Consider the following 19,404-nt stretch of genomic DNA (forward strand, 5'->3'; position numbering starts at 1 on the left):
AGATCCGACACTCCGTCAACCCAAGGAAAGGCAAAGGGCCCTGCCGGATCCAGGATCCGGCAGGGCCCTTCGGGCACTGCGTGTCAGGCGCCGCGCAGCACCGCGCCCGTACGGGCGACCGCCTCGGCGACAGCCGCCTCGCGGGCGGCGGTGGCCTCGTCGGCGGTCAGCGTGCGGTCGGTGGCGCGGAAGCGCAGCGCGTACGCCAGCGACTTCTTGCCCTCGCCGACCTGCTCACCGGTGAACACGTCGAACAGCCGGATGGCCTCCAGCAGGTCGCCGGCGCCGGTGCGCAGCGCGGCCTCGACCTGGGCGGCCGGGACGGCAGCGTCCACGATCAGCGCGACGTCCTGGGTGGCCACCGGGAAGCCGGAGACCGCCGGACCCGAGACCCGCTCGGCGCCGTCCTCGGACAGCAGGTCCAGGTCGAGCTCCATCGCGGCGGTGCGCTCCGGCAGCCCGAGCGCCTTGACGACGCGCGGGTGCAGCTCACCGGCGTGGCCGACCACCCGGTCGGTGCCGGCCACGACCAGCTCGGCGCAGCGGCCCGGGTGCCAGGGCAGCAGCTGGCCCTGGCGCACGGTCAGCTCGATGCCGGCGGCGCGGGCCACCGTGCGGGCCGCCTCGACGGCGTCCGCCCAGCTCGCCTGGGCGCCCTTGCCCCACCAGCCGGACGGCAGCCGCTCGCCCGCGAGGGCGACGGCGACGCGGCGCGGCTGGTGCGGCAGCGCGGCGTCCAGCGCGGCCAGCTCCTCGTCACTCGGACGGTGGTCGACGGCCGGGCGCGGCGCGACGGACAGCTCGTCCTTCGGCAGGAAGACGGTGCCCGTCTCGAAGACCGCCAGGTCGGTGTTGCCGCGGCCGATATTGCGGCGCAGCGCCCCGAGCAGGCCCGGCAGCAGCGTGGTGCGCAGCGCCGGCTCCTCGTCGTTGAGCGGGTTGACCAGCTTCACCGTGCGGCGGCGCCGGTCGTCGCGCTCCAGGGCGAGCGCCTCGAAGGCGGCCTCGCCGACGAACGGGTAGTTGTTCACCTCGACGTAGCCGGCGGCGGCGAGCGCGACGCCGACCCGGCGGTGCGTCCGCTGGGCCTCGGTCAGGCCCTTGCCCGGCGGCACGGTGGGCATCCGGGCGGGCACGTTGTCGTACCCCTCCAGGCGGATGACCTCCTCGGCGAGGTCGTACGGGTCGGTGAGGTCGGGGCGCCAGGTCGGCGGGGTGACCTCCAGGATGTCGGCGCCCGCGACGGAGCAGCCGATCTCCTGCAGGCGCCGGGTGACGCTCTCGCGGCCGTACGCGGTGCCGGCGACCCGGTCGGGCAGGTCGGCGGCGATGGTGATGGTGCGCACCGGGTGCGGGGCGGCGATGTCGGTGACGCCCGCCTCGGCGGTGCCGCCGGCGATCAGCACCAGCAGGTCGACGGCGCGCTGCGCGGCGGCGCGGGCGGCCTCCGGGTCGACGCCGCGCTCGAAGCGCTTGGACGCCTCGGAGGGCAGCTTGTGCCGCTTGGCGCCGCGGGCGATGGCGACCGGGTCGAAGTGCGCGGCCTCGATGATCACCTCGGTGGTGCCCGGGCCGGCGGCCGGGTCGAGGATCTCGGTGGAGGCGCCGCCCATGACACCGGCCAGGCCGATCGGGCCGCTGTTGTCGCAGATCAGCAGGTCCTCGGCGGAGAGCTTGCGCTCGACGCCGTCGAGGGTGGTGAGGGTCTCGCCCGCCTCGGCCCGGCGGACCAGGATCGGACCGTCGACGCGCTGCTTGTCGTAGGCGTGCAGCGGCTGGCCGACCTCCAGCATCACGTAGTTGGTGATGTCGACGGCCAGCGAGATCGGGCGGATGCCGGCCTTCTGCAGGCGGCGCTGGAGCCAGATCGGCGACTTGGCGGCCGGGTCGAGGCCGACCACGGTGCGGGCCACGAAGCGGTCGCAGCCGGCCGGGTCGGCGACCTTGACCAGGTAGCCGTAGGAGTTGGCCGGCGGCACGTCGAGCAGCGCCGGGTCGGCCAACGGCAGCCCGTACGCGGCGGCGGCCTCACGGGCCACGCCGCGCATGGACAGGCAGTAGCCGCGGTCCGGGGTGACGGCGATGTCCAGCACCTCGTCGACGAGCTGGAGCAGCTCGATCGCGTCGGTGCCGGGCTCGTACTCGGGCGGGAGCACGATGATGCCGTTGTGGTCGTCGCCCATGCCCAGCTCGCGGGCGGAGCAGATCATGCCGGCCGAGGTGTGGCCGTAGGTCTGCCGGGCGGCGATCGGGAACGGGCCGGGCAGCACGGCGCCCGGGAGCACCACGACGACCTTGTCGCCGACGGCGAAGTTGGTCGCGCCGCAGACGATCTCCTGCGGCTCGCCGGTGCCGTTGGCGTCGCCGACGTTGACGAAGCAGTGCCGGATCGGCTTCTTGAATCCGGTCAGCTCCTCGATGGAGAGCACCTGGCCGACCACCAGCGGGCCCTTGAGGTCGGCGCCGATCTGCTCGACGGTCTCGACCTCCAGGCCGGCCCGGACGAGGCGCTCCGCGACGTCACGGCCGGTCTCGCCGGCCGGCAGGTCGACGTACTCGCGCAGCCAGGAAAGCGGGACGCGCATCAGATCTCCATCCCGAACGGGAGGGTGAAGCGCACGTCACCCTCGACCATGTCGCGCATGTCGGCGACGTTGTGACGGTTCATCAGGATCCGCTCCAGGCCCAGGCCGAAGGCGAACCCGCTGTAGCGGTTCGGGTCGACGCCGCAGGCGACCAGCACCCGCGGGTTGACGACGCCGCAGCCGCCGAGCTCGATCCAGCCCTCCGAGGAGCACGTCCGGCAGGGCTTGTCCGGGTTGCCGACGGACTCGCCGCGGCAGACGAAGCACTGCAGGTCGATCTCGGCGCTCGGCTCGGTGAACGGGAAGTACGAGGGGCGCCAGCGCAGCTCCAGGCCGTCGCCGATCAGCTTGGAGACCAGCTGCTCGATGGTGCCCTTGAGGTCGGCGAAGGTGATGCCCTCGTCCACGGCCAGGCCCTCGACCTGCCGGAAGACCGGGGTGTGGGTGGCGTCCAGCTCGTCCGTCCGGTAGACCCGGCCGGGGCAGACGACGTAGATGGGGGGCTCGCGGTCGAGCATGGTGCGGGCCTGGACCGGCGAGGTCTGGGTGCGCAGCACGACGCCGGAGTCGGCGGAGCCGTCCGGGGCCTGGACGAAGAAGGTGTCCTGCATCGAGCGGGCGGGGTGGTCCGGGCCCAGGTTGAGGGCGTCGAAGTTGAGCCACTCGGCCTCGACCTCGGGGCCCTCGGCGACCTCGTAGCCCATGGCGACGAAGGTGTCCTCGATGCGCTCGGCCAGCGTGGTCAGCGGGTGCCGGGCGCCGCGCGGCGCGCGGTCGTAGGGCAGCGTGACGTCCACCGCCTCCTCGACCAGCACGCGGGCGTCGCGCTCAGCCTCCAGCTCGGCCTGGCGCTTGGCGAGCGCCTGGTTGACGGCGCCGCGGGCCTGCCCGATCAGCTTGCCGGCGGCGGCCTTGGCGTGCGGGGGCAGGGCGCCGATCTCGCGGTTGGCGAGGGAGAGCGCGGAGCGGTCGCCGGTGTGGGCGACCTTGGCCTGCTTCAGCTCGTCGAGGGAGGTGGCGGCGGCGAAGGCCTGGACGGCCTCGTCCCGGGCCTGCTCCACCACCTCGGGCTTGAGGGCCTCGACCTCGACCGGGTCGTACGACTTGTTGGGTGCCGACATCTCTATCTTTCCCGTGCTCCTGCTCGTCCGTGCTCAGGTAAGGGGGGCTCGCTCCCTCCGTGCCCGCCAACGGGCCGGAGGGGCCCAGCGCGTCACCCGGCGTGGCCGGGGCGCGGGCAGCCCCCGCCTCGGTACTCGGGGAGGTTGTCCGCGGCACGGCCGCGCAGGGCGTTGCGCAACGCCAAAGGTCGAGTGTAGTCGCAGCGCGTAGCGCGACCGTCGTGAAGCCCGCCCGGGGGCCGCCTCACGGCATGCTCGGAGCATGCCGTGCTTTTCGTCCATGGTCTTTTCAGAGCATGAAGTCGGGCACCCCGGCGGGCAGGATAAATCGGAACCGGGCGCCGCCGCCGGGCGCGCGGTCGACGCGGATCGAGCCGCCATGGGCCTCCACGATGCCCTTGACGATATAGAGGCCCAGGCCCGTGCCGCCGCGCTTGGAGCCGCGCCAGAAGCGGGTGAAGACGCGCGGCATCGACTCCTCGGGGATGCCTGTTCCTTCGTCGCTCACGGTGACTGCGGTGCCTTCCACGGTGCGGGGCGGGGTGCCGGAGCGCTCCCAGACGGGTGCCTCGACGACCTCCTTGGCCGGTGCCACCTCGATCGTGACAGTTCCCTCGCCGTGACGCACCGCATTTTCCAGCAGGTTGGCCAGCACCTGGTCGACCTTGTCCGGGTCGGCCCAGAGCACGGTGAGCGACTCGCTGATCCGGATGTCGAAGCGGTCCTCGGGGATGCCGGTGGCGACCTTGCGCTCCACGTGCCGGCGCACCGCCGCGGCCAGGTCGACGACCTGCTTGCGCAGCTCCAGCCGGCCGGCGTCGATGCGGGAGATGTCCAGCAGCTCGGCGATCAGCCGGGTGACCCGGTCGGCGTCCGCGTCCACGGTCTCCAGCATCAGCCGCTTCTGCCCGTCGGTGAACCGCTCCCACTTGGCCAGCAGGGTCGCGGTGAACCCCTTGACGCTGGTGAGCGGTGAGCGCAGCTCGTGCGCGACGGTGGCGATCAGCTCGGCGTGGCTGCGCTCCGTGCGGCGGCGGGCCTCGGTGCCGCGCAGGGCGATCACCAGCCGCTGGAGCGGCCCCTGCGGGCGCTCCCGCACGTACCGGGCGGAGACCAGCACCTCACGGCCGCCGGGCAGCAGCAGGTTGCGCTCCGGCTGGCTGGTGCGGACCACCAGGCCGCCGTACGGGTCGGTCAGCTGCCACCAGCGGCGGCCGTCGAGGTCCTCCAGCGGGAGGGCGTCCTCCAACGGGCTGCCGAGCGCGGCCTCCGGGCGGATGCCGGTCAGCCGGGCGGCGGCCCGGTTGAAGCAGACCACCCGGCCCAGCGCGTCGGCGACCACCAGGCCGTCCGGAAGGTCGTCCGGATCGAGCTCTGGCCCGCTGCCGACCATGGGTGTCCTCCCCGATTACCCACCGTGTCTTTCCCCCCACCGAGGCAGACCCTAGCGCTCCTGGCCCTGTGCGCGACACCCTCCGGGCGAGCGCTGCGCCCGCGCGGAGGCATAGAGGCAGACGGCGGCGGCCGTGGCCAGGTTGAGGCTCTCGGCGTGTCCGTGGATCGGTACGCGCACCACTTCGTCGGTGAGTGCGCGGGTCTCCTCCGGGAGCCCCCACGCCTCGTTGCCGAACACCCACGCGCCGGGCGCGCCCAGGGTGCCCTCGTCCAGCTCCTGGTCGAGGTCGCGCTCCCCCGCGCCGTCGGCGGCGAGCACCCGCACGCCGGCCTCCCGCAGCCTGCCGACCGCCTCCTCGACCGGCACACCGACGGCGACCGGGAGGTGGAACAGGCTGCCGACGGAGGCCCGGACGGCCTTCGGGTTGTACAGGTCCACCGAGGCGTCGGTGAGCACCACGGCGTCCGCGCCGGCCGCGTCGGCGGTGCGCAGCACGGTGCCGGCGTTGCCGGGGTCGCGGACGTGGGCGAGCACCGCGACCAGCTTCGGGCGGGCCTTGAGCACCTCGGCGAACGGGGTGTCGATGAAGCGGCAGAGCGCCACGATGCCCTGCGGGGTCACGGTGTCGCAGATCTCCGCGATGACCTCGTCGGTGGCGGTGAGCACCGGCAGGCCCTCGGCCAGGGTGGCCTCGACGATGCCGGCGTGCCGCTCGGCGGCCTCCGGGGTGACGTACACCTCGACCACGGCGTGCTCGGCCGTGCCCGGCAGCTTCCCGAAGGCGACGGCCTCGCGGACGGCCTGCGGGCCCTCGGCGAGGAAGCGACGCTCCTTGGTGCGCTGGTTCCGCTTGGCGAGCCGGCGGGCGGCGACGACGCGCGGCGAGCGCAGGGAGGTGAGCAGGGGGGTGTCGGTGGTCGGCATGGTCTCGTCTCTGTGGCGGGGAGCCGGTGGCGTGCGGGGTGCCCGGGGGTTGACGACGGGGGGCAGAACGACGGAGAACGCAAAACCGGACCCGCAGGAGGTGCCTGCGGGTCCGGTCGGTGCGACTGCCGATCCAGGAGGGATCAGGCGGCGTCGGCGGCGGCCTTCGGGGCGTTCACGTCGGCCGGCAGCGCCTTCTGCGCGACCTCGACCAGCGACGCGAAGGCGCCCGGGTCGTTCACCGCGAGGTCGGCCAGCATCTTGCGGTCGATCTCGACGCTGGCGGCCTTCAGGCCCTGCACGAAGCGGTTGTAGGTGATGCCGTTGGCACGGGCCGCAGCGTTGATGCGCTGGATCCACAGCTGACGGAAGTCGCCCTTGCGCTTCTTGCGGTCGTTGAAGTTGTAGACCAGCGAGTGGGTGACCTGCTCCTTGGCCTTGCGGTACAGGCGCGAGCGCTGGCCACGGTAGCCGCTGGCGCGCTCCAGGATGACCCGGCGCTTCTTGTGGGCGTTGACTGCCCGCTTGACGCGTGCCACTTGATTACTCCTTGGGTTGGACCACGGACTACTTCACGCGGTCCGTCATTCGAATGGGTCGGGAAGGATCAGCTGCCCCGCTCACGGCTCGCGCCGGGCGGGAGAGCGATCACTTGCCGAGAAGCTTCTTGATCTTCTTGGCGTCAGCGGGGGCCAGCACGACGGTCCCGGCCAGCTTGCGGGTCAGCGTCGAGGGCTTGTGCTCCAGGAGGTGGCGGCGGCCGGCGCGCTCGCGCAGCACCTTGCCAGAGCCACTGATCTTGAAGCGCTTGCTGGCGCCACTGTGCGTCTTCTGCTTCGGCATTTCGCCGTATCTCCTCGTCGGTCCGTCCACGCCCGCGCGGTGTTGGCCGCGCGGGCGTGAAGGATGGATCTGCGGTGACCGGGCGGGACGCCCAGTCACCCTTGGTGGCCGGTCTCCCGGGCCGCCCTGGCCGTTCAGGCTCAGGCGTCCTGGGAGGCCTCGGCCGGCTGCTCGACCTCGGCGGCGTCCTCGACGTCGGCCTCGTCGGCCTCCGCCTCGGCCTCGGCCGCGGCGTTCTCGGCCTCAAGCGCTGCGTCCTCGTCGACCTCGGCGTCGTCGGGGCCGGTGGTCCGGCCCTGACGCTCGGCCTTGCGGGCGTCGGCGAGCGCGCGGGCCTCGGCCATCGCCTCGGTCTTCTTCTTGTGCGGGCCGAGAACCATGATCATGTTCCGGCCGTCCTGCTTGGCCGAGGACTCCACGAAGCCCAGGTCCTGGACGTCGTTCGCCAGCCGCTGCAGCAGTCGGAAGCCCAGCTCGGGGCGGGACTGCTCACGACCGCGGAACATGATCGTGATCTTGACCTTGTCGCCCTGCTTGAGGAACCGGACGACGTGACCCTTCTTGGTGTCATAGTCGTGCGGGTCGATCTTCGGCCGGAGCTTCATCTCCTTGATGACCGTGTGCGCCTGGTTCTTGCGCGCCTCACGGGCCTTCATGGCCGACTCGTACTTGAACTTGCCGTAGTCCATGAGCTTGCACACCGGCGGCCGGGCGGTCGCCGCGACCTCGACCAGGTCGAGGTCGTACTCCTGCGCGAGCTCCAGCGCCTTGGCAAGCGGCACGATGCCGACCTGCTCGCCGCTGGGACCGACGAGTCGCACCTCGGGGACGCGAATCCGGTCGTTGATGCGGGGCTCGGTGCTGATGGGGCCTCCTCGGTTGCACCTTCTGCGATGCGGCCGTCGGACGGCGGTCGCACGTAGTGGACTCGACCACTGGGCGGGGCTTCATTCGTGCTGCGCTGCCTGACTTGCTGGTAGGCACTGCATGCACCGCGACACGAAAAAAGCCCCGCTCGGTACAAGCGGGGCTCCACACAACCGGGGGCGGCATCCGGTGAGGGACGCTGCGGGCGACTCGGCGCCTGGGCGCCGAACGCGGACCGGACCCGTCGACCGCGAGGCCGATCAGGTGGGAGACTTTCGCGGTTGCCCTCTCGGGCCTCCTGGGTGGAGCCTCCTCTTGCTGGCCGGGCGCCCTCAAGGGCTCCTGGCCGGTCAGTCTGGAAGCTTACCAGGTTGTCCCCTCCGAGGAGACATCCGCCTGCCGACGGGCGACAGGCCGGCTCCTGGCCGCCCCTTGTACGCTCCCTCTGTACGGACACCGGCACGACGGAAGAGCCCCCCTTGAGCAGCGAGCCCACCCAGAACCCCGCCGCGGACGACGAGGCGATCGGTTTCGACGACCTCACCCGGGACATCGCCGAGGTCCCGGCCGTCGAGGTGATCACCACCGTCGCGGTGCACCTGATGAGCGCCGCCGCCGTGAAGTGCGGACTGGCCGAGGGCGGCGAGGCGGACAAGGACCTCGACGAGGCACGCAAGCTGATCACCGCGCTGGCCGGGCTGGTCACCGCCGGCGCCCCCGAGATCAGCAACTTCCACGCCGCCCCGCTGCGCGACGGCCTCAAGTCGCTCCAGCTGGCCTTCCGCGAGGCGTCCCTCGTCCCGGACGCGCCGGGCGCGGGCCCGGGCGAGAAGTTCACCGGGCCGGTCTACGCCTGAGCCCCCCGGACACGGCGGTGCCCCCTCGGATCACGGATCCGGGGGGGCACCTGCGCGTTCAGCGCCGGTGGAGCGGCTCGCCCGGCAGCTCGGCGTCGGCGGGCAGCACCGCCAGGCTCAGGCCCCGGTCGAGCCGGACCCGGAGCACCGGGTCGGCGGCCACGGCCTGCCCCACCCGCTGCGCGGCCGCCTGCACGCCCGCCTCGTCCAGCTCCGGGTCGAACACCACCGCGAGCAGCCCGTCGCCGTCCTGGTAAGGCGCCAGCAGACCGCTCACCACCTGCGGCTCGGCCGCCAGCAGCGCCCGGACCGCCTCCCGCACCTCGGGGTCGCGCACCGGCGGCAGGTACGGCCGGTTCTCGGCCAGCGCGCGCAGCCGGGCACCGGACAGCTGGAACGTCACCGGGCCGGCCGGGTCGACCAGCAGGGTGTCGGCCCGCTCCGAGAAGGCGACCATCGCGGCCTGCGGCGCGGCGACGGGCGCCGGTCGGGCGTCGGCGCGCCAGCGGGCCATCGTCTCCATCGAGGTGAAGGCCGGCAGGGCGCGGCGGCCGTCGGCGGCCTCGATGACCGGGACGGCCATGTCGCTGGTCTTCTCGTGCTTGTGCCCGTGCTCGTCCACCTCCACCTCGCCGAGGACGGCAACGATCGGGACCATCAGCCGGGTCGGCGCCAGCGCCGCGAGCACCTCCGGTTCGGCCGTGCGGTCCTGCGACCAGCGCGCGAGCGCCGCGGCGAGCGCGGGGTCGGCGGTGCCGTCGTCGGCGGCGAATCCTGGGTTCGGGATGTTCTTGCGGTCCACCCGGCCGACCCTATGCCACCTCACACCCGCCGCCCGTCCCGGCAATCGGGAACGTCGCGCCCCTACCCGCCGGTAGTGGCGGTGTGGCAAGGTGCGGCCATGGCCACGCTCGAAGCTGCTGCCCGTACCGCGCCCGCCCCCTCGCCGGCGGCCGACCGCGCCCGGTACGACCGGGCCACCGCCCACCTCGACGGCCCGGTGGCCGTCGTCGACCTGGCGGCCTTCGACGCCAACGCCGCCGACCTGGTGCGCCGCGCGGCCGGCAAGCCGGTCCGGGTGGCCAGCAAGTCGGTACGCTGCCGGGCCCTGCTGGAGCGGGTGCTGGCCACGGACGGCTTCGCCGGGGTGATGAGCTACACCCTCGCCGAGTCGCTCTGGCTGGCCCGCGCCGGAGTGCGCGACGTCCTGCTCGCCTACCCCTCCGCCGACCGGGCCGGCTTCGCCGAGCTGACCGCCGACCCGGAGCTGGCCGCCACCGTCACCGTGCTGCTGGACGACCCGGCCCAGCTGGACCTGATCGACGCGGCCCGGGGCGGCTCCGCCGAGGTGCGGGTCTGCCTGGAGCTGGACACCGCGCTGCACCTGCTCGGCGGGCGGGTCCGGGTCGGCGCCCGGCGCTCGCCGCTGCGCACGCCGGAGGCCCTGGGCGCCTTCGCCGAACTGGTCCAGCACCGCCGGGGGTTCCGGGTGGTCGGGCTGATGGCCTACGAGGGACACATCGCCGGCGTCGCCGACGACGTGCCGGGCAGGCCGGTGCGGTCGCGGGTGATCCGGCTGCTGCAGGCCAAGGCCCGGACCGAGCTGGCCGAGCGCCGCGCCGAGACGGTCCGGCGGCTGCGGCGGGTCGCCGACCTGGAGTTCGTCAACGGCGGCGGCACCGGCAGCGTCGAGTCGACCGTCGCCGAGCGGGCGGTCACCGAGGTGGCGGCCGGCTCCGGGCTGTACGTGCCGCGGCTGTTCGACCACTACCGCTCGTTCCAGGGCCGGCCGGCCGCGCTGTTCGGCCAACCGGTGGTGCGCAGGCCCGGGGTCGGCGTGGTGACGGTGCTCGGCGGCGGCTACCCGGCCTCCGGGGTGGCCGGACCGGACCGCTCGCCGGTCCCGTACCTGCCGCAGGGGCTGCGCTACGACCCGATGGAGGGCGCCGGCGAGGTGCAGACCCCGCTGCTCGGCTCCGCCGCCGACGACCTGCTGATCGGCGACCGGGTCTGGTTCCGGCACGCCAAGGCGGGCGAGCTGTGCGAGCGCTTCGCCGAACTGCACCTGATCGAGGGCGACGCGGTGGTGCGGACCGTCCCGACCTACCGGGGCGAGGCGAAGACGTTCCTCTGACTCCTCCGGCCCTTCACCCGCCGGGCGTGACCTGCGCGTTCCTCCCGCACCCGGGCGACCGTTGCTCTAGCGTGGTGCCCGGCAGGATCCGGAGCGAAGCAGAGGGGGCGGCGGTGGAGGCGGAGATCGCGCAGTTGGTGACGTCGGGGGCCGGCACGCTGGTGGGGCTGATGGCCACCGAGGCCTGGACGCAGGCCCGTTCGCGCCTGGTGGCGCTGTTCGGGCGGGGCCGGGACTCCCAGGAGGTGGCCGCCGAACTGGAGGAGATCCGGATCGAGGTGGTGCGGGCCGACGGAGACGCCGAGCTGGTCGCCGACCACGCCGCCGAGCTGCGCGGTCGGATCCGCCGCCTGGTCCGCCAGGATCCCGGGGCGGCGGCCGAACTCCGGGCCATCCTGGACGAGTTCCAGCCGCAGCTGCCCGCGCAGGCGCAGGGCAACCTGCACAACGAGATCAGCGGAGGATCACATGGCAACGTGGTGCTGGGGTACACGGTGAACGCGACCATCCACCAGCACGGCCGGCCACAGGACTGACCCCTGCCCCTCCCTTTCCCGAACCTTAAGAAGGCCCGATGGGATGCCTAACTCCGGCTTCCCGTCGGGCCTTTGGGCTGCTTGGAAGGCTACAGTCCGTCAAAAAGTGGGCCACAACGGGCTATTGCCAGCTGGTCTAGTCCAATCATACGCTCTGGCCAGGGGCCTGCGCGCCGGGTCGGCGGCCCCCGGGCAGACGTGTCCATCCCCCACACGATCGACCCGGAACACGGTCAAGGAGTCCCCACCCCATGTCCATCAAGCGAAGTGCCCTGTCCGTCGGCGTGATCGGCGCCGCGGTCCTCGCCGTGTCGGCCACCGCCACCGGCACCGCCGGCGCCCACGGCACGATGACCGGACCGGTCAGCCGGGTCGCCGCCTGCTACGCCGAAGGCCCGGAGACCCCCAAGTCCCAGATCTGCAAGGACCTCGTGGCGATGAGCGGCACCCAGCCGCTGTACGACTGGAACGAGGTCAACATCGCCAACGCGGACGGCCATCACCAGGCGCTGATCCCGGACGGCAAGCTCTGCTCGGCCAACCGGGACAAGTACAAGGCGCTCGACCTGCCGCGCGCCGACTGGCCCGCCACCCCGGTGAGTTCCGGCAAGCTCGACTTCAAGTTCCGCGTCACCGCGCCGCACCTCGGCACCCAGACCGTCTACATCACCAAGCAGAGCTGGGACCCGACCCAGCCGCTGAAGTGGTCCGACCTCGACCCGGCCCCGGTCGCGGTGGTGCCGACCAGCCGGACCGCGGCGGACAGCTACTACAACTACAGCGGCACGCTGCCGCAGCGCACCGGCCGCCAGCTGCTCTACATGGTCTGGCAGCGCAGCGACAGCCCCGAGGCCTTCTACAGCTGCTCCGACGTCGACTTCGGCAAGGCCGCCGCAGGGCAGCCGGTCTCGGCCCTGGCCGCGCAGGCGCCCGCCGCGCCGAGCGAGGACCAGATCGCCGCGGGCCAGTCCAAGTCCACCGTCGCCCACCACGGGCACGGCGGCAACGCCAACGAGCCGGCCGGCGCTGTCGTTCCGACCGCCAGCGCCGCCGTCGGCGGCTCGGCCACCGGCCCGCTGCTGCTCGCCGGGGCCGCGGCGATCGGCGTCGGCTGGGCCGGCATGGTGCTCCGGCGCCGTCGCTTCGAGGCTGTTCGACGCGACTCCTGACCGCCGGAAGCCGGCCCCGGACCGCCCACCAACCCCCCTCGCGGTCCGGGGCCGGCGATCCCCCTCGGCGGTCCGCCCCGTGCGGGCTGAACACGGCGCGGACCGAACTCGGGGGCGGACCGGACACGGCCCACCCGGAGGGTCCGGGCGGGCCGCCGTGCGTGAGCGGAGCAGCGCGGTCAGGTGGTACCGGTGCCGGTCCCGTCGTCCGGGCCGGCGCCGCCGCCCGGGAAGGCGGGCATCTTGCCGGTATAGTCGGCGATGCCCTTGACGATGGTGTCCATCACAGCGACGTCCGGTGCCTTGTCGGCGATGTCGAAGCCCAGGTGGACGGAGACCAGTGACTTGCCGTCGGCCGACGGGAAGACCACGGTCTCCACGTAGCCGTCGTTGCCCTTGACCGCGTCGACCTTCCAGCGGACCAGGTAGCCGTCCCGGCCGCCGACCTTGACCGCCTCCGACTTCAGCTCCTCATGGGAGTTGAGGTCGTTGTAGGAGTCCTTGGCCGCCTTCTCGATGTCGGCCTTGGCGGCCGCCTGGACGTCGGTGCCACCGCCGCTGATCCGGCCGGTGTTGGCGCCGCCGAGCGAGCAGGTGCCGCCGCCCTCGCAGGTGTACGAGCCCACGCTCAGCGCGGCGTAGCCGTCCTTGGTGGTGCCGCCCTCCCAGCCGGCGGGGACGGGCAGGGTGACCCGGTTCACCAGGTCGGCGGCGGTGCCGCTGCCCTTGCCGTTCCCCTTGCCGCCGTTCCCGTTGTTGCCGTTCCCGTTCCCGCCGCCCTTGCCGTCCCCGCTGCCGCCGCCGTTCCCCCCGCCGTTGCCGCCGGGGCCGCCGAAGTCGGGCAGGCCGCCCCAGGGGCCGTCCTCGCCGTACGGCGCCGGCCGCGCGGTGCGGTGCGAGGCCCGCTTCTCACCGTGGTCGTCCATCGCCAGGTAGGTGATGCCGGAGCCGGCGGCCAGCCCGAGCAGCGCGGCCACGGCCGTCGCGAGCACCAGCTTGGACGGCCTGCGCAGACGCTTCGGCGCCGGCGGCACGGGCGCGCCGTAGGCGGTGCCGAAGGGGGGCGGCTCGGGGTAGCGGACCGTCGGCCCGCTCCCCAGCACCTCCCCCTCCAGCACCTGGGTCCCGGCGGTCTCGTCCGGCCCCGGAGCCTGCGCCGCCGGGGGCTCCGGCGGCGGGGCGTCCGAGGGTGCGGGCCGGGTGCTGGCCGTCCAGCCCGTGCCGTCCCACCAGCGCTGCGGCCTCGGATCGCTGGTGATGTCCTTCGGGTCCGGGTACCACCCGGCGGGGATCTGCTCACTCACGACAGAGAATCTAAAGGCAGCCGGATAAACGCGATATCAGGGCGACCGCGAATTCCCGGCATTTTCGATGAGATTCCGGTGAGAACCCCGAGAACGGTCTACAGCGGCGTGACGTACGCCCCGGAGATCCCGCCGTCGACCAGGAACTCGCTCGCCGTGATGAAGGAGGAGTCGTCGCTGGCCAGGAAGGCGACCGCGGCGGCGATCTCCTCCGGGCGGGCGAACCGGCCGAGCGGGATGTGCACCAGCCGGCGGGCCGCCCGCTCCGGGTCCTTGGCGAACAGCTCCCGCAGCAGCGGGGTGTCCACGGGCCCGGGCGAGAGCGCGTTGACCCGGATGCCCTCGCGGGCGAACTGCACGCCCAGCTCCCGCGACATCGCCAGCACCCCGCCCTTGGAGGCGGTGTAGGAGATCTGCGAGGTGGCCGCGCCCATCCGGGCCACGAAGCTGGCGGTGTTGATGATCGAGCCGCGCCCGTGCCGCCGCATGTACGGCAGCGCCGCCTTGCAGCAGAGGTAGACGGAGGTCAGGTTGACCTCCTGGACCTTGCGCCAGGCGTCCAGCCCGGTGGTCAGGATGGAGTCGTCCTCCGGCGGCGAGATGCCCGCGTTGTTGAAGGCGACGTCCACGCTGCCGTACGTCTCGTAGGCCTCGTCGAAGAGCGCCTCGACCATGTACGGGTCGGTGACGTCGGTGTGCACGAAGAGACCGCCGACGTCCTTGGCGGCCGCCTTGCCGGTCGCCTCGTCGAGGTCGGCGCAGACCACCTTCGCGCCCTCCGAGGAGAGCCGGCGGGCGGCGGCCAGGCCGATGCCGCTGCCCGCGCCGGTGACCACGGCGGTACGGCCGGCCAGGCGGCGGCAGACCGGGCCGGCCTGCTCCGGCTTCGGGGCCTTCTCGGTCATGACGGCTCCTACTCCTCGCTCCGGATGAAGACGTTCTTGGTCTCGGTGAAGTGCCTCAGCGCGTCCGGCCCCAGCTCGCGGCCGATCCCGGACTCGCCGAAGCCCCCGAACGGCGTCCAGTACCGCACCGAGGAGTGCGAGTTGACCGACAGGTTGCCCGCCGCGACGCCCCGGGCCAGCCGCAGCGCCCGGCCGAGGTCGCGGGTCCAGATGGAGCCGGAGAGGCCGTAGCGGGTGGCGTTGGCCAGGCGCAGGGCGTCCGCCTCGCCGTCGAAGGGCAGCACCACGGCGACCGGGCCGAAGATCTCCTCGGTCACGACCGGTGCGTCGGCCTCCGCGGGCGCCAGCACCGTCGGCGGGTACCAGAAGCCGGGGCCGTCGGGCACCGGGCCGCGGGCCAGCACCGGCAGGTCGGGGGTGACGTAGGAGGCGACCCGGCGGACCTGGGCGGCGGAGATCAGCGGGCCGAGCTCTGTCCGCGGATCGGCCGGATCGCCGGTGCGGACGGCCTCGACGGCGGGCAGCAGGTGAGCCAGGAAGTCGTCGTAGGCCTCGCGCTGGACCAGGATCCGGCTGCGGGCGCAGCAGTCCTGGCCGCTGTTGTCGAGGAAGGACATCGGGTCGGCGGCACCGGCGAGGTCGGCGTCGGCGAAGACGATGTTGGGGCTCTTGCCGCCGAGTTCGAGGGTGACCCGCTTGGCGCGGGCGGCGCAGCGGGCGGCCACCTCCTTGCCGACCACGGTGGAGCCGGTGAAGACGATCTTGCGGACGGCGGGGTGGTCGACCAGGGCCCGTCCGGTGGTGCCGCCGGCGCCGGGGACGACCTGGAACAGGCCCTCGGGCAGCCCTGCGGCGAGGGCGAGTTCGGCCAGCCGCAGCGCGGTGAGCGGGGTGGCCTCGGCGGGTTTGAGCAGCACCGCGTTGCCCGCGGCGAGGGCGGGGGCGAAGCCCCAGGCGGCGACCGGCATCGGGAAGTTCCACGGGGCGATCACGCCGACGACGCCGACCGGCTCGTGGAAGGTGACGTCCAGGCCGCCGGCCACCGGGATCTGCCGGCCGGTCAGCCGCTCCACTCCCCCGGCGGCGTACTCCAGCAGGTCGCGGACGTTGCCGGCCTCCCAGCGGGCGTTGCCGACGGTGTGGCCGGCCTCGGTCACCTCCAGGGCGGCGAGCTCGTGCACGTGCGCGTCGACCTGGTCGGCGAACCGCCGCAGCAGCCGGGCCCGTTCGCCCGGGGCGAGGGCGGCCCAGCCCTGCTGGGCCTTGACCGCGCGCTGGACGGCGGCGTCGAGCCGCTCGGGGGTGGTGTCGGGGACGTCGGCGATCGGCTCGCCGGTGGCGGGGTTGCGGACGGTGCTGGTGGCGGGCTCGCCGGTGCCGGTCGTGTGCACGGTGGTCACATCCGCTCGAAGGATCGGTAGCGTTCCCAGTCGGTGACGGCGCCGTCGTAGGCGGCCTGCTCGACCCGGGCCATGTGCAGGTAGTGCTCGACCACGTCGGGGCCGAAGGCCTCCCGGGCGAGCTCGCTCTCCGCCCAGAGGTCGGCGGCCTCGCGCAGCGAGCCGGGCACCCGGGCGTACTCGTCGACGGAGTAGGCGTTGCCGAGGCAGGGCGCGGGCAGGTCGAGCTTCTGCTGCAGGCCGTGCAGGCCGGCGGCGATCATGCCGGCCACCGCGAGGTACGGGTTGACGTCGCCGCCGGGCACCCGGTTCTCCATCCGCAGCCCCGGACCGCGCCCCACCACCCGGTACGCGCAGGTGCGGTTGTCCCGGCCCCAGGCGACGGCGGTCGGGGCGAACGAGCCGGGGCGGTACCGCTTGTAGGAGTTGATGTTGGGCGCGTAGAGCAGGCTGAACTCGCGCAGCGCGGTGAGCTGCCCGGCGAGGAAGTGCCGCATGGTGTCGGTCATCCGCCCGTCGCGCTCGGCGAAGGCCGGGACGCCGCCCGGGCCGGCCGAGGAGTCCCGCAGGTCGCGCAGCGAGAGGTGGATGTGGCAGCTGTTGCCCTCGCGCTCGTTGTACTTGGCCATGAAGGTGAGCGCGCAGCCCTGCTGGGCGGCGATCTCCTTGGCGCCCGTCTTGTAGACGCTGTGCTGGTCGCAGGTGGTGAGGGCGTCGGCGTAGCGGAAGGCGATCTCGTGCTGGCCGAGGTTGGCCTCGCCCTTGGCGGACTCCACGACGAGGCCGGCGCCGGCCATCTCCAGCCGGATCCGGGAGAGCAGCGGCTCGACCCGGGCCGTGCCGAGCATGGAGTAGTCGACGTTGTACTGGTTGGCCGGGGTCAGGCCGCGGTAGCCGCCCAGCCAGGCCTGTTCGTAGGTGTCGCGGAAGACCAGGAACTCCAGCTCGGTGCCGATGTCGGCGGCCAGCCCGTACTCGGCGAGCCGCTCGATCTGGCGGCGCAGCAGCTGCCGCGGCGCGGCGTCGACCGGGTGGCCGCCGTGCCGGGCGAGGTCGGCGGTGGCCTGGGCGGTGCCGGGCTGCCACGGGGTGAGCCGGAGGGTGGAGAGGTCGGGGCGCATCGCGAAGTCGCCGTAGCCGGTCTCCCAGGAGGAGAGGGCGTAACCGTCGACGGTGTTGAGGTCGACGTCGACGGCGAGCAGGTAGTCGCAGGCCTCGGCGCCCTGCTCGGCGACCTCGTCGAGGAAGAACCGGGCGGCGAAGCGTTTGCCCTGCAACCGGCCCTGCATGTCGGTGAAGGCGAGCGCGACGGTGTGGATCTCGCCGGCGTCGACCAGCGTGCGCAGCTCCTCAAGGGTGAGCGGCGCGCGCCGGGGCGCACCCGCGGCGGCGTTGTCAGGCATGCCGGAAACCTCCTGTTCGATCACTCAGCGAGAGCAAGCGGTCACAGCGAACCGTACGGCCTGCCATGGACGGGGCGAAAGAGGGCGGGCGGGTGTGGCGCGCCGAGAGAGGGCGTGTCTCGTGGGTCAGGCCGGATCCACGAGACACGCCCCTGATTGACGGGTTATCAGGAGTGACGGGAGGAGAATGCGCGCCATGGATCGCAGGCCTTTCATCGGCGTCAGCACCTATCTGGTGGACGCGAGTTGGAGCGACTGGCGGGACCGCCGGGTGGCGTTGGTGCCCGAACGGTACACCGCGTACGTACGGGATTCGGGCGGGGTCGCGGTGCTGCTGCCGCCGGACGCCTCCGAGCGCGCCCCGGAGGTGCTCGCCCGGCTGGACGCCCTCGTCATCGCGGGCGGGCCGGACATCGACCCGGGGTACTACGGGCAGCCGCGGCACCCCCTGACCGACGTGGACTCGCCGGAGCGCGACGTCTGGGAGTCGGCGCTGCTCCGGGCGGCGCTGGCGGCCGGCATGCCGCTGCTGGGGATCTGCCGGGGCATGCAGGTGCTGAACGTGGTCTGCGGCGGCACGCTGGTCCAGCACCTGCCGGACGTGGTCTGCCCGGACGTCCACGCCGGCACGCCCGGCAGGTACGGCGAGCACAGAATCCGGCCGGTGCCCGGCACGCTCCTCGGCGGGCTGCTGCCGGAGAGCGAGCTGACCGTGCCGACCTTCCACCACCAGGCCGTCGACCGGCTCGGCGACGGCCTGCGGGTGAGCGCGCACGCGCCCGACGGCACCGTGGAGGCGCTGGAGGGGCCGGGTTTCACGCTGGGTGTGCAGTGGCACCCCGAACAGGGCGAGGACCTGCGGGTGATGCAGGCCCTCGTCCGGGCGGCGACGGCGGCCCGCACGGTGCCGCTGGAGGCGGTCGGCGCGGCCGCGCTGGGCTGACGGGGCCGCGAGCTGCCCGGCGCGGCCCTCCCCCGCACGAGCCCCGTGCCTGGGGCGGGGGTGGAGCGTGCGGGCGGGCGACGGCGCCCGGTGCCGCTCAGGCGGTGACGGGGTCGGTCCGGCCCAGCCGGTGAGCCGCCGTCACCAGGCTGGGAAGCATCCGGGCGGCGTGTTCGGCATAGCCCTGCGGCGACGGGTGGACGCCGTCGGGGCCGAGGAGTTCGTCGGCGCGGTCGCGGAACCCGGCACCGGAGGACGGCGCCGGCACCGCGCCCACCCGCTCGGCGGCGCGGCTCTGCAGACGGGCCAGCCGACGCGACCTTCGGCCGCCCGCCCAGCGGGCCGGGGCCCGGAAGCCGGGCCCGTGGCCGGGGTCGGGGCAGGGCACCACGACCGGCTGCCAGCCGGACTCGCCCAGCGCCCGCAGCAGGTGTGCGAACCGGCGGGCGGAGCGGCCCAGCGGCAGCGGGAGCAGGACGTCGTTGCCGCCGACGATCAGGACCGCGATCCCGGGGCCGAGCCGCGCGGCCCGGGCCACCTGCCGCCGGACGTCCGTCGTGGTGGCGCCCACCCGGGCGAGGACACGCAGGTCCACCGGCCGGTCGAGGTGCTCGCCGAGCGCCTGGGCGAGCCGGGCGCCGAGGGTCTCCTCGCCGCGGCCGGCGCCGAGGCTCTGGGCCAGCGAGTCGCCGAGCATCAGGAGGGTGAGCGGCCGGTCGTCGGCGGGCGCGGTGGGCGCGTACCGGCCGTCGGCGGGCGGGACGGACCAGTCGGTGGGCGGGCGGTGCATCAGCAGGCGGCTGTAGAGCCGGGCGGCGGCGAGCCGGGCCCGGCCGAGCGGCCCGCCGGGGCGGCGCGGGCGGGCGGCGCCGGTGGCACGGGTTCCGGGAGGGGCGGTCGGGGCGGAGCCGGTGGGCATGGCGGTACTCCTGGTCGGGGGCGGGGCGGGGGGACAGCGGGCAGCGGGCAACGGCCGCCCCGCGGCCGGGCACGAGCCCGCGGGGCGGCCGGTCGGCC

At 73.8% G+C, this 19,404-nt stretch carries 18 protein-coding genes; 5 read left to right on the forward strand and 13 right to left on the reverse strand.

The features are described from left to right. Positions 1–83 precede the first annotated feature (83 nt). From pheT to infC, 7 genes are all read right to left on the reverse strand, one after another. Positions 84–2,585: a phenylalanine--tRNA ligase subunit beta gene (gene pheT, locus ACZ6NC_RS13235; protein ID WP_465732014.1), complete on the reverse strand. Its 2,502-nt coding sequence runs from the start codon at positions 2,583–2,585 to the stop codon at positions 84–86. Continuing rightward, positions 2,585–3,706: a phenylalanine--tRNA ligase subunit alpha gene (gene pheS / locus ACZ6NC_RS13240; RefSeq protein WP_465732016.1), complete on the reverse strand. Its 1,122-nt coding sequence runs from the start codon at positions 3,704–3,706 to the stop codon at positions 2,585–2,587. Before pheS ends, pheT begins: the two co-directional genes overlap by 1 nt. A 289-nt stretch (positions 3,707–3,995) precedes the next feature. Further along, positions 3,996–5,099 (reverse strand): sensor histidine kinase, encoded by a 1,104-nt coding sequence (locus ACZ6NC_RS13245; RefSeq protein ID WP_465732018.1) that lies wholly within the window; start codon positions 5,097–5,099, stop codon positions 3,996–3,998. 51 nt (positions 5,100–5,150) lie between these two features. Further along, positions 5,151–6,026 carry a TrmH family RNA methyltransferase gene (locus tag ACZ6NC_RS13250; RefSeq protein ID WP_465732020.1) on the reverse strand — a complete coding sequence of 292 codons (876 nt, stop codon included), beginning with the start codon at positions 6,024–6,026 and terminating at the stop codon, positions 5,151–5,153. Between the two features lie 143 nt (positions 6,027–6,169). Then, the gene (rplT, locus tag ACZ6NC_RS13255) at positions 6,170–6,565 is read right to left on the reverse strand and encodes a 50S ribosomal protein L20 (RefSeq protein ID WP_030055649.1); all 396 of its coding nucleotides are present in this window, start codon (positions 6,563–6,565) and stop codon (positions 6,170–6,172) included. Positions 6,566–6,674: 109 nt separating this feature from the next. Further along, the gene (gene rpmI / locus ACZ6NC_RS13260) at positions 6,675–6,869 is read right to left on the reverse strand and encodes a 50S ribosomal protein L35 (protein ID WP_148647646.1); all 195 of its coding nucleotides are present in this window, start codon (positions 6,867–6,869) and stop codon (positions 6,675–6,677) included. A 140-nt stretch (positions 6,870–7,009) separates the two neighbouring features. Next, positions 7,010–7,735 carry a translation initiation factor IF-3 gene (infC, locus tag ACZ6NC_RS13265; protein ID WP_465732127.1) on the reverse strand — a complete coding sequence of 242 codons (726 nt, stop codon included), beginning with the start codon at positions 7,733–7,735 and terminating at the stop codon, positions 7,010–7,012. 480 nt (positions 7,736–8,215) lie between these two features. Here infC and ACZ6NC_RS13270 point away from each other — a divergent pair, with 480 nt between their 5' ends. Next, positions 8,216–8,593: a DUF1844 domain-containing protein gene (locus ACZ6NC_RS13270; protein WP_209415201.1), complete on the forward strand. Its 378-nt coding sequence runs from the start codon at positions 8,216–8,218 to the stop codon at positions 8,591–8,593. Between the two features lie 58 nt (positions 8,594–8,651). Here the strand turns inward: ACZ6NC_RS13270 and ACZ6NC_RS13275 are convergent, their stop codons facing one another. Then, a complete protein-coding gene (locus ACZ6NC_RS13275) occupies positions 8,652–9,395 on the reverse strand; it encodes an SseB family protein (protein ID WP_465732022.1) in 744 nt (247 codons plus the stop codon). A 99-nt stretch (positions 9,396–9,494) separates the two neighbouring features. Between ACZ6NC_RS13275 and ACZ6NC_RS13280 the strand changes: the two genes are divergently transcribed. From ACZ6NC_RS13280 to ACZ6NC_RS13290, 3 genes are all read left to right on the forward strand, one after another. Then, a complete protein-coding gene (locus ACZ6NC_RS13280; protein ID WP_465732024.1) occupies positions 9,495–10,727 on the forward strand; it encodes an amino acid deaminase/aldolase in 1,233 nt (410 codons plus the stop codon). A 113-nt stretch (positions 10,728–10,840) separates the two neighbouring features. Beyond that, complete coding sequence (locus tag ACZ6NC_RS13285; RefSeq protein WP_465732026.1) at positions 10,841–11,263, forward strand: hypothetical protein; 423 nt, start codon at positions 10,841–10,843, stop codon at positions 11,261–11,263. A 251-nt stretch (positions 11,264–11,514) separates the two neighbouring features. Then, positions 11,515–12,432, forward strand: coding sequence for a lytic polysaccharide monooxygenase auxiliary activity family 9 protein (locus tag ACZ6NC_RS13290; RefSeq protein WP_465732028.1), 918 nt, complete (start codon positions 11,515–11,517; stop codon positions 12,430–12,432). A 179-nt stretch (positions 12,433–12,611) separates the two neighbouring features. On the opposite strand, the gene ACZ6NC_RS13295 is transcribed toward ACZ6NC_RS13290, so the two are convergent. The 4 genes from ACZ6NC_RS13295 to ACZ6NC_RS13310 all read right to left on the reverse strand — a co-directional run bounded on the left by ACZ6NC_RS13295 (position 12,612) and on the right by ACZ6NC_RS13310 (position 17,444). Beyond that, positions 12,612–13,736, reverse strand: a complete 1,125-nt coding sequence (locus ACZ6NC_RS13295; protein ID WP_465732030.1) for a DUF2510 domain-containing protein — start codon at positions 13,734–13,736, stop codon at positions 12,612–12,614. Between the two features lie 98 nt (positions 13,737–13,834). Next, positions 13,835–14,641 (reverse strand): 3-oxoacyl-ACP reductase, encoded by an 807-nt coding sequence (locus tag ACZ6NC_RS13300; RefSeq protein ID WP_465732032.1) that lies wholly within the window; start codon positions 14,639–14,641, stop codon positions 13,835–13,837. Positions 14,642–14,649: 8 nt separating this feature from the next. Next, a complete protein-coding gene (locus ACZ6NC_RS13305) occupies positions 14,650–16,041 on the reverse strand; it encodes an aldehyde dehydrogenase family protein (protein WP_465732034.1) in 1,392 nt (463 codons plus the stop codon). Beyond that, positions 16,038–17,444 (reverse strand): glutamine synthetase family protein, encoded by a 1,407-nt coding sequence (locus tag ACZ6NC_RS13310; RefSeq protein WP_465732036.1) that lies wholly within the window; start codon positions 17,442–17,444, stop codon positions 16,038–16,040. Before ACZ6NC_RS13310 ends, ACZ6NC_RS13305 begins: the two co-directional genes overlap by 4 nt. A gap of 196 nt (positions 17,445–17,640) precedes the next feature. On the opposite strand from ACZ6NC_RS13310, the gene ACZ6NC_RS13315 reads away from it, so the two are divergent. Continuing rightward, positions 17,641–18,387 (forward strand): gamma-glutamyl-gamma-aminobutyrate hydrolase family protein, encoded by a 747-nt coding sequence (locus ACZ6NC_RS13315; protein ID WP_465732038.1) that lies wholly within the window; start codon positions 17,641–17,643, stop codon positions 18,385–18,387. Between the two features lie 97 nt (positions 18,388–18,484). Here the strand turns inward: ACZ6NC_RS13315 and ACZ6NC_RS13320 are convergent, their stop codons facing one another. Then, positions 18,485–19,306: an SGNH/GDSL hydrolase family protein gene (locus ACZ6NC_RS13320; protein WP_465732040.1), complete on the reverse strand. Its 822-nt coding sequence runs from the start codon at positions 19,304–19,306 to the stop codon at positions 18,485–18,487. Positions 19,307–19,404 lie beyond the last annotated feature (98 nt).

The sequence above is a fragment of the Kitasatospora sp. NPDC041988 genome (assembly GCF_055588525.1).

What these genes read in the sequence shown, in the direction of transcription:
- pheT (WP_465732014.1), bottom strand. Translation starts at nt 2,585, where the DNA reads ATGCGCGTCCCGCTTTCCTGGCTGCGCGAGTACGTCGACCTGCCGGCC.
- pheS (WP_465732016.1), bottom strand. Translation starts at nt 3,706, where the DNA reads ATGTCGGCACCCAACAAGTCGTACGACCCGGTCGAGGTCGAGGCCCTC.
- ACZ6NC_RS13245 (WP_465732018.1), bottom strand. Translation starts at nt 5,099, where the DNA reads ATGGTCGGCAGCGGGCCAGAGCTCGATCCGGACGACCTTCCGGACGGC.
- ACZ6NC_RS13250 (WP_465732020.1), bottom strand. Translation starts at nt 6,026, where the DNA reads ATGCCGACCACCGACACCCCCCTGCTCACCTCCCTGCGCTCGCCGCGC.
- rpmI (WP_148647646.1), bottom strand. Translation starts at nt 6,869, where the DNA reads ATGCCGAAGCAGAAGACGCACAGTGGCGCCAGCAAGCGCTTCAAGATC.
- ACZ6NC_RS13280 (WP_465732024.1), top strand. Translation starts at nt 9,495, where the DNA reads ATGGCCACGCTCGAAGCTGCTGCCCGTACCGCGCCCGCCCCCTCGCCG.
- ACZ6NC_RS13290 (WP_465732028.1), top strand. Translation starts at nt 11,515, where the DNA reads ATGTCCATCAAGCGAAGTGCCCTGTCCGTCGGCGTGATCGGCGCCGCG.
- ACZ6NC_RS13300 (WP_465732032.1), bottom strand. Translation starts at nt 14,641, where the DNA reads ATGACCGAGAAGGCCCCGAAGCCGGAGCAGGCCGGCCCGGTCTGCCGC.
- ACZ6NC_RS13310 (WP_465732036.1), bottom strand. Translation starts at nt 17,444, where the DNA reads ATGCCTGACAACGCCGCCGCGGGTGCGCCCCGGCGCGCGCCGCTCACC.
- ACZ6NC_RS13315 (WP_465732038.1), top strand. Translation starts at nt 17,641, where the DNA reads ATGGATCGCAGGCCTTTCATCGGCGTCAGCACCTATCTGGTGGACGCG.
- ACZ6NC_RS13320 (WP_465732040.1), bottom strand. Translation starts at nt 19,306, where the DNA reads ATGCCCACCGGCTCCGCCCCGACCGCCCCTCCCGGAACCCGTGCCACC.